The sequence below is a fragment of the Bradyrhizobium sp. BWA-3-5 genome, assembly GCF_032917985.1.
Classification (GTDB): domain Bacteria; phylum Pseudomonadota; class Alphaproteobacteria; order Rhizobiales; family Xanthobacteraceae; genus Bradyrhizobium.
In genome coordinates this window covers 2,985,515-2,998,358 of record NZ_CP136626.1, presented here as the reverse complement: position 1 = coordinate 2,998,358, position 12,844 = coordinate 2,985,515, and the positions used below count along the sequence as shown (strand labels likewise).

Here is a 12,844-nt window from a genome sequence, read left to right as displayed (position 1 = left end):
CACCTGCAAAAACAGGGCGTAGCTTTTCGGTAGCTGCTCAACCACAAACTGTGTGGGCGCTGAGCAAGAATTATCAGCATGACGGACGGGGGCTTCTCGAACAGGAGGAACTTCCATGAAGCTTCGAATAGCGTTGCTTGCGACTTCGCTTGCCGGCGTCGCCGTCATGATTTCCCCGGCGCGCATCGCTGCGGCTGAGCCCACTGGCAAAATCACGATCCTCTACGACGCGTTCGGCACTGATGCTTCGATGAAAAAGGACTGGGGCTTCTCAGCGCTCGTGGAAGTCTCCGGCAAACGGATCCTGTTTGACACGGGCAACGACGCGGACATCTTCGCGGCGAACATCAAGGCGAAGAACATTGACCTCACCAGCATCGACTTCGTCGTTCTGTCACACCGCCACTCCGACCACATGGCCGGCCTGAACCATGTTCTGAGCGTTAATCCGACGGTGAAAATCTACGCGCCCAAGGAAGGATTCGGAATCTACGGATCGTCGCTGCCATCGAGCTTCTACCGTAAGGACGAATCCTTAGCCCCGGAGATGCGCTACTACGGTGGCAAGCCGCCGGAAGTCATGAAATTCGGCGCTGCCTGGCAGCACGCCAACATCGAGCCGATCGACAAGACGTCCGAAATCGCTCCAGGGATCACGTTGATAGCACTTGTGTCGGACGCCCCCGGCACGAAGGAGTTGAAGGAGCTGTCGCTCGCCGTCGAAACCGCCGATGGCGTCGTGCTCGTGGTTGGTTGCGCACATCCGGGCATCGAAAAAATCGTCGAAGCCGCCAAGGCCATCAATCCCAAAATTCGCTTGATCGCGGGCGGCTTTCACCTCGTCGTCGCCTCGGACGAAGTCATTGCCAAGGCCGTGGCGGCGCTCAAGGATGACTTCAAGGTAGAAAACATCGCGCCGGGCCACTGCACCGGCGAGCCGACATTTGCAGCATTGAAGCAGGCGTTCGGTGACCGATATCTATATGCGGGAGTTGGCACCGCGCTGCCGTTGGGACATGGCACGGGCTCTGTTGGGCGACGTGGCGAGGGACCGGCAATCCAGGACGATGATCTGGCAACCTACCGGAAGTTGGCCCAAAGAGAAGACCCCTTCGGCATCCTGCGGGCACGGCAACAAAGAACGAAGCTTTCGCATCTTTGAAGGCGCACATCCATGCATCAAAGTTCGTAGCCCGAATAGAGCGAAGCGCAATCCGGGCTACGACTTGCGATATCCACGCGCTGCTAGCTGTGAAATTTCAGCCCATCGACGATCTTGTCGATCACCTTCCGCTCGGCGCGCATGGCGATTCCGACCAGGTTGAGTTCGGCGCGGATCACGGCCCGAACCACCTCGCGGTTGGCGGCATCATGCGTGGTCTTGAACATGTCCTCAGTATAGACCGCCGGCGTGACGTTGCGGGCGAGCGAGCGCTCCAACGCGCGGGACAGTGCCGCTCGATCGGCGCCGTAGATCAGGATCGGTTGGCCGATCAGCGACAGATATTGCGTGCCCGAGGCGTCGCCATAGGGCTCGCCGATGCATTCGGGAAATGCCGCCGCGATGCCGCCAGCGAGGAACGACGCGACGTTGAGCTTCTGCCAGGCTTCGAGGTCGGTCCGGATCACGACCGCGATCTTGGTGTCGAATTGCATCTGCGAATTACCGATAGCTGGAGGGTTGGAAAGAACAGGGTTCCTCATGGTGACGAGGCGCGCAAGCGCCGTCTCGAACCATGCGGCCCGGCTGGTGGCCTTCATCCTTCGGGACGCGCGTGCCGCGCTCCTCAGAGGATGAGGATCAACCTATCACCCCTTCGCGTCGCAGGCCCAGGCGCGGATGACGCATTCCTTGCCGCCGAATTCGTAGCACTTCTTGGTCGCCGCGTTGAGCGAGCTGGAAATTCTGGGTTTCACGACATAGCCATGCGCACCGCACGGGTTGGTCATGTCGACGGCGAGCGCGGCACAGGCGCGCTTCATGGTCACCGCAGTGCAGGCGCCCTTGCATTGCCTGAGTGCCGCGGCCCGCGCGTCCGCCTCGGCCGGATAGTCATAGGCCTGGCCGTAAGCACCGCATTTGCCGACCGCGAAGGCGCCGGCCGCCCATGTCCTGCCGATGAAGCCCGAGACGCCCAGTATCAGTGCCATCACAAGGATAAAGAGCGCGCGGCGCTTTGCCGCGACGTTCGAAACAATCAAATGCCCCTCCCCCGAGGTAACACGGCAGAATCTAAGGCGGGGGAGTTTCCAGTTGGTGAATGAGGGATTTGGAGGAAGAGGAATGAAGCGCCGGTCATTCCAAGATGTCGTCCCGAACGCCCGGACCCATAACCACAGGATTACGTGGTCACGGCACCCTGCAGCCCCACTCTTCTCACAGCAATCATGACGGTGCGCGTGGGTCCCGGCTCAAGGCCGGGACGACAGCCGTGAATGCCTCATGATCTGCGCGCCGCTTCCAAGGCTTGCGGCGTATCGATATCTAAAAACGCGCTCTGGCCGTCGACGGGAACTTCAGCGACCGCCTCCGCATGCTTGGCGATCAAATGGCGCGCGCCGACGTCGCCGTCGAGCGTCATCAGCTCTTTAAAGAAGCGGCGCGACCACAGCACGGGATTGCCGCGCCGGCCCTCGCTGACGGGGACGGCGATCAGATGGCCGCGGTCCGGGGCAAAGGTTTCGATCAGCTGATCGATCAGTTTTGCCGAGATCAGCGGCATGTCACCGAGACAGACGATCGCACCATCGGCATTATCAGGCACCGCCGCGATGCCGGCCTTTACCGAGGACGCGAGGCCGCCGGCGAAATCGGGATTGCGAACGAATTTGACGTTCAGCCCCGCCAGCGCCTGCTCGACCAGTTCGGCCTGGTGGCCGGTGACGACGATCACCTCGCTCGCCTTCGAGGCCAGCGCCTGCTCGGCGACAATCCGTACCAGCTTCTTGCCGTCGATTTCCGCGAGCAGCTTGTTCGGGCCGCCCATCCGCGTCGAGCGGCCGGCGGCGAGCACGACGGCGGTGACGTGGCGGTTGGCCTCCCCCTCGAGATGGGTGCGCGGCTGCGGCCGGGTCACGATTTCCATCAAGAGGCCGCCGACGCCCATGCCGGTCAGCTCGGCGCGCGTGACCTTCAAGCCGGCAAGCAGCCGCATCAGCACCCAGTCAAACCCGTTTTCGACCGGCGAGCGCGCACAGCCCGGCGCGCCCAACACAGGCACCTCGCCAGCGCTGCCGATCAGCAGCAAATTGCCAGGATCGACCGGCATGCCGAAATGCTCGATGCGGCCACCCACTTCCGTGATCGCGGCCGGAATGACGTCGCGCCGGTCGGCGATCGCGGACGCCCCGAACACGATCACCAGCTCGGCGCCGAGGCCCAGCAATTCCTTGATGGAGGCCGCCAGCGCCGCCTCGTCGTGCGGCACGCGCCGTTCGGCGATGATGCTGGCACCCGCAGGCGCGAGCCGCTCCGCGGTGACGCGCAGGGTTTTGTCGATCACCTTTGCTGCGAGCCCCGGCAGCAGTGTCGAGACCACGCCGACGCGTTTGATGACGTAGGGCGCGATCCGCAGCGCATCCTTGCCCGCGACTTTGACGGCGGCGTCCCGCAGCTTCCCCTCGACGCCGAACGGGATCAGCTTGACGGTCGCGATCATCTCGCCCTCGACCACCGGCTTGAAGGCGGCGAGCGTCGCGAAGGTGATGGCTTCATCGACGCCGTTGATGCGGTCGACCGCGGCGCGGTCCACCACCAGCACGCCGGCGCGTGCCGCAAACAGATTGGCGCGACCGGTAAAGGCACGCTCGACATTGACGCCCTCACCCGCGACGGCCTGCGCGACGCTGGCGGCGGCCTCGTCCTCGGAGACGTCGCCCTCTTCCAGCCGCACCACGACGATTTCTTTCACGCCGGCCTTGTTCAACGCTTCGACCTCGGCAGGCCCGATCGTGGTGCCCTTCTTCAGCACCAGCGAGCCCTGCCGCAGCGTGTGCACGGTGACGCCGCCAATCGCGTCGGCCGGACTGGCTGGGCCGAACTTCATGCCGCCTGCACCTTCGCGGTCTCTTTCGGCAACCGCAGCCCGGCGGTGATCTCGGCCATGATCGCGACCGCGATTTCCGACGGCGAGACCGCGCCGATCGAAAGCCCGATCGGGGCATGGATGCGCGCGATATCGGCGTCGGATGCGCCCTGTGCCTTTAGCCGCTCCGCCCGCTTGGCGTGGGTCTTTCGCGAGCCGAGCGCGCCGATATAGAAGCAGTCGCGTTCGAAAGCGTGCAGCAGCGCCGGGTCGTCGATCTTGGGATCATGCGTAAGCGCGACAAACGCGGTGTAATGATCGATGTTGAGCGGCGGCAGCGCCACGTCGGGCCATTCGGCGATCAGCGGCACGTCCGGAAAGCGCTCGGGGCTGGCAAAGGCGGTGCGTGGATCGACCACCGTCACGTCGTAGTCGAGCGATCGGGCCAGCGGCGCCAGCGCCTGGCTGATATGAACCGCGCCGACAATCACAAGCTTCGCGGTCGGCGCGTAGACATTGAGGAACAGTTTCTTGCCGCCGCTCTCGACCATGGCGCTCTTGCCCATGCGAAGCTGCTTCGAAAGCTCGCCCGCAAGCGGATCGGTCGCGATGTCCTTTGCCTTCACCAGCCGTTGATCGCCCGTAGCGACGTCGGTGACCACGATGACGGGGCGGCGCGCAGCGCGCTCGACATTGACTTGAGTGAGGGTTTCCAGTTTCACGACTGCCCCACCTTCTCGACGAAGACGCGGATGGTGCCGCCGCAGGACAGCCCGACATTCCAGGCGGTCTCGTCGGCAACACCGAATTCGAGCATTTTGGGCTTGCCGCTGGCGATGACGTCCAGCGCCTCAGTGACAACGGCGCCTTCGACGCAGCCGCCGGAGACGGAGCCCAAAAACGTGCCGTCATCGTTGATGACGAGGCTGGAGCCGGCCGGCCGCGGGGCCGAACCCCAGGTCTCGACCACGGTTGCCAGCGCCACGCCGTGGCCGGCCTTCTGCCAGCTCTCGGCGGCCTGCAGAATGTCTTCGTCGCGGTTGAGCATTAGGAGACCCTCCTTCAGGCGGCCGAGCGGATGCGGCTCATGTGGTGGGGCGGGGGCGGCGCAGAAAGCGCCTCGATCAGCCCTTCCATTGAGGTCAAGTTATGCACCGGGCGGAATTCGTCAACGTGGGGCAGCATCATTTTGATACCCTGGGCCTTGGCCTCAAAACCACTGTACCGCAGCAGCGGATTGAGCCAGATCAGGCGGCGGCAGGAACGGTGCAGCCGGTCCATCTCGAAGGCCAGCTTGGCGTCAGCCTCGCGCTCCAGCCCGTCGGAGATCAGGAGGACGATGGCGCCCTGCCCCAGCACCCGGCGGCCCCATAGCTTGTTGAAGCTGTGCAGCGAGGTGGCGATGCGGGTGCCACCAGCCCAATCCTCCACCGAGGACGAACAGCTCGCCAGCGCCTCGTCGGGGTCTTTGGCCCGCAGCGCGCGTGACACGTTGGTCAGCCGCGTGCCGAACAGGAACACGGAAACGCGCTTGCGGGCATCGGTGATGGCATGGAGGAAATGCAGGAACAGGCGGGTATATTCGCTCATCGATCCCGATATATCGAGCAGTGCCACGATCGGCGCCGGCTTCTCGATCCGGCCGAGCTTTCTTATCTCGATGATTTCGCCGCCGGTGCGCAACGAGCTACGCAAGGTCCGGCGCATGTCGAGCTTCAGGCCCTTGGCGTCGGGCTGGTAACGGCGGGTGCGCAGCTCGGCCTGCGGCAACTTCATATTGGCGATGGCGCGGGTGACCTCGGCGATCTCCGCCGCGCTCATCTGCGCAAAATCCTTTTTCTGCAGGATCTCCTTGTCGGAGACCGACAGCCGCAGCTCCTGCTGCTCGGCCTGTTGCGCTTCTTCGCGCATCGAGGGCTGTGCCAGCGCTTCCTGCACGCGGCGCGAGGCCGGCGGCGGCTTCTTCTTGGCATGGTCCGGCAGCGGCACCGAATCCAGCATGTGCTTCCAGTCTTCGGCGGCGCGGAAGAACAGGTCGAACGCCTGGGCAAAGATCAGCGCGTGCTCGTGGCGCTTGACGAAGATCGCCTCCAGCGTGGCGTAGACGTCGGCGCGGTTGCCGATCTCGATCATCTGCAGCGCGTTCAGCGCGTCGATCACCGAGCCCGGGCCGACCGGCAGCCCGGCCGCCCGCAAAGCGCGGGCGAAGCCGATGACGTTATCGGCCATGTGGCCGGTGGGCGGGTTGAGGTGATCGATGGTGGTCATCGAAAGATCTCTCTACCTCGTCATTCCGGGGCGAGCGAAGCGAGAGCCCGGAATCCATTTCTCAGGGATCTGCGCGGCTCGATGGATTCCTGGCTCGCGCCAAGTGGCGCGCCCCGGAATGACGGCTATTCGCTCGTCGCGTCCTTCAAAACCTTCTGCAGCGCATCGCCCTGCATGCGTGCGATGTCGTCCTGGTATTTCAAGAGGGCGCCCAGCGTGTCGCCGACCACTTGCGAGGTCAGCGAGCGGGCGTCGAGCTCAGTCAGCGCGGTCGCCCAGTCGATGGTCTCGGCAACGCCCGGTGACTTGTAGAAATCCTGGTTGCGCAGCGCCTGGACGAAGCGGACGACCTGCTGCGACAATTTTGCGGATATCCCCGGCACGCGCGACTTGACGATCGCAAGCTCGCGCTCGGCCTCCGGGTAATCCACCCAGTGATAGAGGCAGCGGCGCTTCAGCGCGTCGTGAATCTCGCGGGTGCGGTTCGAGGTGATGATGACGATCGGCGGCTGCGGCGCCTTGATGGTGCCGAACTCGGGGATCGTCACCTGGAAATCGCTGAGGATTTCGAGGAGATACGCCTCGAACGCCTCGTCGGCGCGGTCGAGTTCGTCGATCAAGAGCACCGGCGCGCCGGCAACGTCCGGCTCCAGCGCCTGCAGCAGCGGGCGCTTGATCAGAAAGCGCTCGGCAAAGATGTCCGAGGACAACTGCTCGCGATCGGTATCGCCAGCGGCTTCCGCCAGGCGGATCGCGATCATCTGCGCCGCGCTGCTCCACTCATAGACGGCGGAGGCGACGTCGAGGCCTTCATAGCATTGCAGGCGGATCAGCTTGCGCCCGAGCGCCGCCGACAGCACTTTTGCGATTTCAGTCTTGCCGACGCCGGCCTCGCCTTCGAGAAACAGCGGCCGGCCCATCCGCAGCGACAGATAGGCCACCGTTGCCAGCGAGCGCTCGGCGAAATAGCCGCGCGCGTTCAGGAGGTCGAGCATCCCATCGACGGATTTGGGCAGCGCCGATGCACTCATGGTATCGCCAATCTTGATGCGCCTGTAATCGGCAACTACTTCGCCGTCGCCGCTTCGACCGCGCGCCGCGTCAGCACGCCGATCAGGTGCGCGCGGTATTCGGCGCTGCCGTGTAGATCGCTGTTCAGCCCCTCCGCCGAGGCGGAAATGCCGTCCAGCACCTTATGCGAGAAGCGCTTCTTCAATGCTTCCTCGAACGCGGTGGCGCGGAACACGCCATCCGAGCCGGCGCCGGTCACCGCCACGCGCACGTCCGACGGCCGCTTGGCGACGAACACGCCGACCAACGCGTAACGCGACGCCTGGTTGCGGAATTTGATGTAGGCGGCCTTCTTCGGCAGCGGGAACATCACCTTGGTGATGATCTCGTCACTCTCCAGCGCGGTCGTGAACAGGCCTTGGAAGAATTCCTCCGCCTTGAGGCGGCGCTTGTTGGTGACGATGATGGCGCCGAGCGCGAGCACGGCGGCGGGATAATCCGCCGTCGGGTCGTTATTGGCGAGCGAGCCGCCGATCGTGCCCTTGTGGCGCACCGCTGGATCGCCGATTCCGCTGGCGAGTTCGGCGAGCGCTGGAATGGCCTCGCCGACGATCGGCGAGTTGGCGACGTCGGCATGCTTGGCGGTGGCGCCGATCACCAACGACCGGCCCTTCATCTCGATGGCATCAAGCCCCTCGATATGGGAGAGGTCGACCAGATGCGGCGGGCTGGCGAGCCTTTGCTTCATGACCGGCACCAGCGTGTGGCCGCCGGCGATCACCTTGGCGTCCTCGTTCTTCACCAGGAGATTGGCGGCCTGCCGCACGGTTGCCGGACGATGATATTTGAATTCGTACATGGAGAACTTCCTGATCGCGGGTCGCGATGAAAATCGATTAAGCGAACGTGTCGATTACTTGACGGTCACTTAGCGGTCACTTGGCCATCGCCTTGGCGCCGGCGGCGATCGAGGTGACGATATTCTGGTAGCCGGTGCAGCGGCACAGATTGCCCTCGAGCTCTTCGCGAATGACCTCGTCGGAAAGATCATTGCCCTTGCGGTTGACCAGATCGACCGCGGTCATGATCATGCCGGGGGTGCAGAAGCCGCACTGCAGCCCGTGATGCTCGCGGAAGGCTTCCTGCATCGGGTGCAGCGGCGCGCCGTCGGCGGCCAGGCCCTCGATGGTGCGAACCTCGTGGCCGTCGGCCATCACCGCCAGCGTGGTGCAGGATTTGACCGCCTTGCCGTCGAGATGCACGACGCAGGCGCCGCACTGCGACGTGTCGCAGCCGACATGGGTGCCCGTCAGGCGGAGATTTTCCCGCAGAAACTGGACCAGCAGGGTACGGGGATCGATATTGGCGTTTACGGGATTACCGTTCACGATCAGGGAAATCTTGGCCATCAGCACTCTCTTGGCTGCACTGCCGCATATCGGCTGTGCAGGTGTTTATAGTCATTCCAAAGCCCATAATATGGGCCATCCCGGTAATGAGCAACCTCAGGAGCCCCTCGTTTGGGGCATGGCCTGAGTGACTTGACGGGCCTGTCTAGCCGGTCCGACGCGAAGGAATCAGCCGTGTCGGGGCCTTGATGTTGGGGCTCGGGCGTCAGCCGCGGATCACCCTTGCACAGCCTTGCCGAAATTGCTGAAGAACTCGTCGGCCAGCTTCTTGGCCGCGCCATTGATCAGGCGCTGTCCGAGCTGGGCCAGCTTGCCGCCGATCTGCGCCTCGACATTGTAGCTGAGGAGCGTGCCGCCATCCTTCTCCGACAGCGCGACCGTCGCGCCGCCCTTGGCGAAGCCGGCGACGCCGCCCTCGCCCTCGCCCGTGATCTTGTAGCCGTTGGGCGGGTCAAGATCGCTCAGCATCACCTTGCCCTTGAAGCGGGCGGAGACCGGGCCGACCTTCATCTTGGCGGTGGCGCGGAAGCCATTGTCCTCGGTCTTTTCCAGCTCCTCGCAACCGGGGATGCAGGCCTTCAGCACGTCCGGATCGTTCAGCTTGGCCCACACAGCCTCGCGCGACGCCGCAAGCTGGACCTCGCCGTTCATCGTCATCGCCATGGGGGTGCCTCCTGAAATCTACGCTTAACCCGATCTCCCAAGTAAAGCACGCAAGGGGCAAAAGGAAGGGCGATAAGCGATGCAAATTCGCACCTGCAACACGTGTGACGCGACAAGGGCATTGGCATTGACAGGCCGGGGTGGTTAGGTCGCACGGAAGATGAGCACGCCCCTCTCCCCATTGCTTGCCCCGATGCTGTCGAGCACCGCGATGCGCGCGGTCTGCGACGATGTGGCAGCCCTGCAGAACATGCTGGATTTCGAGGGCGCGCTGGCGCGCGCCGAAGCCGCGGCCGGGGTGATTCCGGCAAGCGCCGCGGGACCGATCACGAATGCGTGCAAGGCCGAATCATTCGACCTCGCGGCGCTGGCCGATGCCGCGACAAAGTCCGGCAATCTCGCCATCCCCCTCGTCAAGGCGCTGACCGCGACTGTCGCCAAGGCAGACGCCGATGCCGCGCGCTACGTGCATTGGGGCGCGACCAGCCAGGACGTAATCGACACCGGCGCCATGCTCGGCCTTCGCGCCGGGATCGACGCCCTGCTTGCCGACTTAGATCGTGCGATCGATGGCTTTGCCGCCCTGGCGCGCCGGCACCGCGATACCCCTGTGGTTGCCCGCACCTGGCTGCAGCATGCGCTGCCGATGCCGTTCGGACTGAAGCTCGCCGAATATGCCGCAGCCCTGCACCGCTCGGGGACGCGGCTGAGGCGCCTGCGCGGCGAGGCGCTGGCGCTGCAGTTCGGCGGCGCCGCCGGCACCCTCGCCGCGCTCGGCGACAAGGGGCTGACGGTCGCGGAAAAGCTGGCTGCGGAGCTGAAGCTGCCGCTGCCCGACGCGCCCTGGCACACCCAGCGCGACCGCATCGCAGAAGCGGCCTCGGTGTTCGCGATCCTGGCCGGCACCTGCGGCAAGATCGCGCGCGACGTCTCCCTGATGATGCAGACCGATGTCGGCGAGGCGTTCGAGCCGTCGGGCGAAGGCCGCGGCGGCTCCTCCACCATGCCGCACAAGCGTAACCCCGTCGCATCCGCCAGTGCGCTCGCCGCGGCAACCATGGCGCCGAACCTCGCCGCCACGATTTTTGCGGCGCAGGTGCAGGAGCATGAGCGCAGCGCCGGCCCCTGGCATGCGGAATGGCCGACGCTGCCGACGCTGCTGCTTGCGACATCGGGCGGATTGGCGGCGATCGTCGATATCGCGGAAGGGCTGGAAGTCGACGCCGCGCGGATGCGGCAAAATCTCGATATGACAGACGGGCTGATCATGGCCGAAGCAGTGGCGATGCGGCTGGCTGAGAAGATCGGCAAAAGCGAAGCGCATCACCTTGTTGAGGCGGCGAGCAAGCAGGCGGTCCAGGACAAGCAGCATCTGCGGGAGGTGCTGACTGCGGACGCCAAGGTCACCACGCAACTCGGCGCTGATGAGATCGCAAAACTATTCGAGCCGACGGCCTATCAAGGCGCCTCGCAGGCCCTGATCGACCGCCTGCTCGCTTCGCTCGACAAGCGCTGATGTCATTGCCGGGCTTGACCCGGCAATCCATCACCTTGAATAGAGTCTTTTGTTTGGATGGATGCGCGGGTCAAGCCCGCGCATGACGAAGGAACAAAGCCATGCCAATGATCGACGCCGAGGGGTGTCTGCTCAACGTATCCGTCGAAGGCCGCGACGGCGGACCGACGCTGATGCTGTCGAACTCGCTGGGCTCGACCATGCAGATGTGGGAGCCGCAGATGAAGGCGCTGACGCAAGTATTCCGCGTCGTCCGCTACGACCGCCGCGGCCACGGCAAGTCGGGCGTGCCGCCCGGACCCTACTCGCTGGAGCGCTTCGGCCGCGACGTGCTGGCGATTCTCGACGACCTCAACATCGCGAAAGCGCATTGGTGCGGGCTGTCGATGGGCGGCATGGTCGGGCAATGGCTCGGCGCCAACGCGCCCGAGCGGTTCGGCAAGATCATCCTGGCCAACACCACCTGCTATTACCCCGACCCGACGCGCTGGAACGACCGCATCAAGGCGGTGAAGGAAGGCGGCATCGCCGCGGTCGCCGATGCCGTGCTGGCGGGCTGGCTGACGGCGGATTTCCGCGAGCGGCAGCCGCAGCTCGCCGCCAACATGAAGGCGATGATGCTGACGACGCCGGTCGAGGGCTACATCGCCTGCTGCGAGGCGCTGTCGACGCTCGACCAGCGCGAGCTGTTGCCGCGGATCAAGAGTCCGACGCTCATCATCACGGGCCGCCACGACATGTCGACGACGATCGCCGACGGCGAATTCATGCGGAGCCGGATTCCGGGCGCGAGCATGACCATCCTCGACGCCGCGCATATTTCCAATGTCGAGCAGCCGCACGCCTTCACCGACGCGGTGATCGGATTTCTGACGCAACGGTAGTGACCGCAACTAGAGGCGTCATTGCGAGCGCAGCGAAGCAATCCATTTCACCGCTTGCGGAGAGATGGATTGCTTCGTCGCTTCGCTCCTCGCAATGGCGGAAGGAGAGAGTATGGACGACAACCAACGCCGCGACGACGGCATGGCGCAGCGCCGCAAGGTGCTCGGCAATGAGTGGGTCGACAAATCGATCAAGCACCGCAATGCATTCAACACCGACTTTCAGGACCTGATCACCCGCTACGCCTGGGGCGACATCTGGACCCGGCCGCATTTCGACCACCGCACCCGCCGCGTGCTCGTAATCGGCACCATGGTGGCGCTCGGACAATGGGACGAATTCCGCCTGCATGTGCGCGCGGCACTGGCGGAGGGAGGCTTCACGCCCGACGACATCAAGGAAATCCTGCTGCAGCAGGCGATCTATTGCGGCGTGCCGGCGGCCAACCACGCGGTGAAAGAAGCGAACGCGATCATCGCCGAACTGGGTCTGCTGCAAGGCTAGGTCGGTCGGCGCCACATCGACCTGCCGAACTCTCGTGTCCCGGACGCGGCGCGGCATGAAATGACTCGACGCAGAGCCGGGACCCAGACCGCTCCCTGGGCCCCGGCTCTGCGGCGCATCACCAAGAGATGCTGCGCGCGTCCGGGGCATGAGGTGCAATCTAAAGGCCATAACGGCTCCGTGCCCCACAAAGAAAAACCCCGCCTCCCGGCGGGGTCTTCTTCAAGTCTGTATCCGGTCAGTCCGGCTAGCGGTCCTGATCGGGCATCTGTCCCTGACGATTGGGGTTCTGTCCCTGACGGCCCGGATCCTGTTGCTGCTGACCCGGCTTCTGACCGCCGCCCTGCTGCTGCTGACCGGGCTTCTGGCCCGGGTTCTGGTTCTGCTGGCCCGGGTTCTGGTTCATCTTGCTCATCGAGGGATCTCCGTTGTTTAGACGTAGACCGACATAACGAAGCGCCGCGGCCATGGTTGCCGGGAACAACGGTTCCGATGCGAGGATCGCACGGCAAAGGCATGGCCGGACCGTGGCAGTGGAACAACTGCGCAAAAACTAGCTCTGT

15 protein-coding genes are annotated in these 12,844 nt (G+C 64.4%); 4 read left to right on the top strand and 11 right to left on the bottom strand.

Annotation, left to right across the window (positions count from 1 at the left end; all coding sequences use genetic code 11):
* The first annotated feature begins 115 nt into the window (after positions 1-115).
* Positions 116-1,162, top strand: coding sequence for an MBL fold metallo-hydrolase (locus tag RX331_RS14280; RefSeq protein ID WP_317257157.1), 1,047 nt, complete (start codon positions 116-118; stop codon positions 1,160-1,162).
* Positions 1,163-1,245: 83 nt separating this feature from the next.
* Here RX331_RS14280 and RX331_RS14275 read toward each other — a convergent pair whose 3' ends face one another.
* The 10 genes from RX331_RS14275 to RX331_RS14230 form a co-directional block, all read right to left on the bottom strand.
* Positions 1,246-1,656 carry a DUF2000 family protein gene (locus RX331_RS14275; protein ID WP_317257156.1) on the bottom strand — a complete coding sequence of 137 codons (411 nt, stop codon included), beginning with the start codon at positions 1,654-1,656 and terminating at the stop codon, positions 1,246-1,248.
* A gap of 153 nt (positions 1,657-1,809) precedes the next feature.
* Positions 1,810-2,199, bottom strand: coding sequence for a DUF4189 domain-containing protein (locus RX331_RS14270; RefSeq protein ID WP_317258125.1), 390 nt, complete (start codon positions 2,197-2,199; stop codon positions 1,810-1,812).
* A 242-nt stretch (positions 2,200-2,441) separates the two neighbouring features.
* Positions 2,442-4,046, bottom strand: coding sequence for a molybdopterin-binding/glycosyltransferase family 2 protein (locus tag RX331_RS14265; RefSeq protein ID WP_317257155.1), 1,605 nt, complete (start codon positions 4,044-4,046; stop codon positions 2,442-2,444).
* Positions 4,043-4,747 (bottom strand): XdhC family protein, encoded by a 705-nt coding sequence (locus RX331_RS14260; RefSeq protein WP_317257154.1) that lies wholly within the window; start codon positions 4,745-4,747, stop codon positions 4,043-4,045. Before RX331_RS14260 ends, RX331_RS14265 begins: the two co-directional genes overlap by 4 nt.
* On the bottom strand, positions 4,744-5,073 hold the full coding sequence (locus tag RX331_RS14255) for an XdhC family protein (protein WP_317257153.1): 330 nt from the start codon (positions 5,071-5,073) through the stop codon (positions 4,744-4,746). Before RX331_RS14255 ends, RX331_RS14260 begins: the two co-directional genes overlap by 4 nt.
* A gap of 14 nt (positions 5,074-5,087) precedes the next feature.
* Positions 5,088-6,293 carry a VWA domain-containing protein gene (locus RX331_RS14250; RefSeq protein WP_317257152.1) on the bottom strand — a complete coding sequence of 402 codons (1,206 nt, stop codon included), beginning with the start codon at positions 6,291-6,293 and terminating at the stop codon, positions 5,088-5,090.
* Positions 6,294-6,418: 125 nt separating this feature from the next.
* Complete coding sequence (locus RX331_RS14245) at positions 6,419-7,324, bottom strand: MoxR family ATPase (protein WP_317257151.1); 906 nt, start codon at positions 7,322-7,324, stop codon at positions 6,419-6,421.
* 35 nt (positions 7,325-7,359) lie between these two features.
* A complete protein-coding gene (locus RX331_RS14240; protein WP_317257150.1) occupies positions 7,360-8,163 on the bottom strand; it encodes a xanthine dehydrogenase family protein subunit M in 804 nt (267 codons plus the stop codon).
* Between the two features lie 76 nt (positions 8,164-8,239).
* Positions 8,240-8,713: a (2Fe-2S)-binding protein gene (locus tag RX331_RS14235; protein WP_317257149.1), complete on the bottom strand. Its 474-nt coding sequence runs from the start codon at positions 8,711-8,713 to the stop codon at positions 8,240-8,242.
* Between the two features lie 216 nt (positions 8,714-8,929).
* Positions 8,930-9,376 carry an SRPBCC family protein gene (locus RX331_RS14230; protein ID WP_283033918.1) on the bottom strand — a complete coding sequence of 149 codons (447 nt, stop codon included), beginning with the start codon at positions 9,374-9,376 and terminating at the stop codon, positions 8,930-8,932.
* Between the two features lie 160 nt (positions 9,377-9,536).
* Here RX331_RS14230 and RX331_RS14225 point away from each other — a divergent pair, with 160 nt between their 5' ends.
* From RX331_RS14225 to RX331_RS14215, 3 genes are all read left to right on the top strand, one after another.
* Positions 9,537-10,892 carry a 3-carboxy-cis,cis-muconate cycloisomerase gene (locus RX331_RS14225; RefSeq protein WP_317257148.1) on the top strand — a complete coding sequence of 452 codons (1,356 nt, stop codon included), beginning with the start codon at positions 9,537-9,539 and terminating at the stop codon, positions 10,890-10,892.
* A gap of 101 nt (positions 10,893-10,993) precedes the next feature.
* On the top strand, positions 10,994-11,776 hold the full coding sequence (gene pcaD / locus RX331_RS14220; RefSeq protein ID WP_317257147.1) for a 3-oxoadipate enol-lactonase: 783 nt from the start codon (positions 10,994-10,996) through the stop codon (positions 11,774-11,776).
* A 112-nt stretch (positions 11,777-11,888) separates the two neighbouring features.
* Positions 11,889-12,281 carry a carboxymuconolactone decarboxylase family protein gene (locus tag RX331_RS14215; protein WP_317257146.1) on the top strand — a complete coding sequence of 131 codons (393 nt, stop codon included), beginning with the start codon at positions 11,889-11,891 and terminating at the stop codon, positions 12,279-12,281.
* Positions 12,282-12,528: 247 nt separating this feature from the next.
* On the opposite strand, the gene RX331_RS14210 is transcribed toward RX331_RS14215, so the two are convergent.
* Complete coding sequence (locus tag RX331_RS14210) at positions 12,529-12,696, bottom strand: hypothetical protein (protein ID WP_317257145.1); 168 nt, start codon at positions 12,694-12,696, stop codon at positions 12,529-12,531.
* Between the last annotated feature and the right edge of the window lie 148 nt (positions 12,697-12,844).

What these genes read in the sequence shown, in the direction of transcription:
- RX331_RS14210 (WP_317257145.1), bottom strand. Translation starts at nt 12,696, where the DNA reads ATGAGCAAGATGAACCAGAACCCGGGCCAGCAGAACCAGAACCCGGGC.
- RX331_RS14215 (WP_317257146.1), top strand. Translation starts at nt 11,889, where the DNA reads ATGGACGACAACCAACGCCGCGACGACGGCATGGCGCAGCGCCGCAAG.
- RX331_RS14235 (WP_317257149.1), bottom strand. Translation starts at nt 8,713, where the DNA reads ATGGCCAAGATTTCCCTGATCGTGAACGGTAATCCCGTAAACGCCAAT.
- RX331_RS14245 (WP_317257151.1), bottom strand. Translation starts at nt 7,324, where the DNA reads ATGAGTGCATCGGCGCTGCCCAAATCCGTCGATGGGATGCTCGACCTC.
- RX331_RS14280 (WP_317257157.1), top strand. Translation starts at nt 116, where the DNA reads ATGAAGCTTCGAATAGCGTTGCTTGCGACTTCGCTTGCCGGCGTCGCC.
- RX331_RS14230 (WP_283033918.1), bottom strand. Translation starts at nt 9,376, where the DNA reads ATGGCGATGACGATGAACGGCGAGGTCCAGCTTGCGGCGTCGCGCGAG.
- pcaD (WP_317257147.1), top strand. Translation starts at nt 10,994, where the DNA reads ATGCCAATGATCGACGCCGAGGGGTGTCTGCTCAACGTATCCGTCGAA.
- RX331_RS14225 (WP_317257148.1), top strand. Translation starts at nt 9,537, where the DNA reads ATGAGCACGCCCCTCTCCCCATTGCTTGCCCCGATGCTGTCGAGCACC.
- RX331_RS14240 (WP_317257150.1), bottom strand. Translation starts at nt 8,163, where the DNA reads ATGTACGAATTCAAATATCATCGTCCGGCAACCGTGCGGCAGGCCGCC.
- RX331_RS14255 (WP_317257153.1), bottom strand. Translation starts at nt 5,073, where the DNA reads ATGCTCAACCGCGACGAAGACATTCTGCAGGCCGCCGAGAGCTGGCAG.
- RX331_RS14265 (WP_317257155.1), bottom strand. Translation starts at nt 4,046, where the DNA reads ATGAAGTTCGGCCCAGCCAGTCCGGCCGACGCGATTGGCGGCGTCACC.
- RX331_RS14275 (WP_317257156.1), bottom strand. Translation starts at nt 1,656, where the DNA reads ATGCAATTCGACACCAAGATCGCGGTCGTGATCCGGACCGACCTCGAA.
- RX331_RS14250 (WP_317257152.1), bottom strand. Translation starts at nt 6,293, where the DNA reads ATGACCACCATCGATCACCTCAACCCGCCCACCGGCCACATGGCCGAT.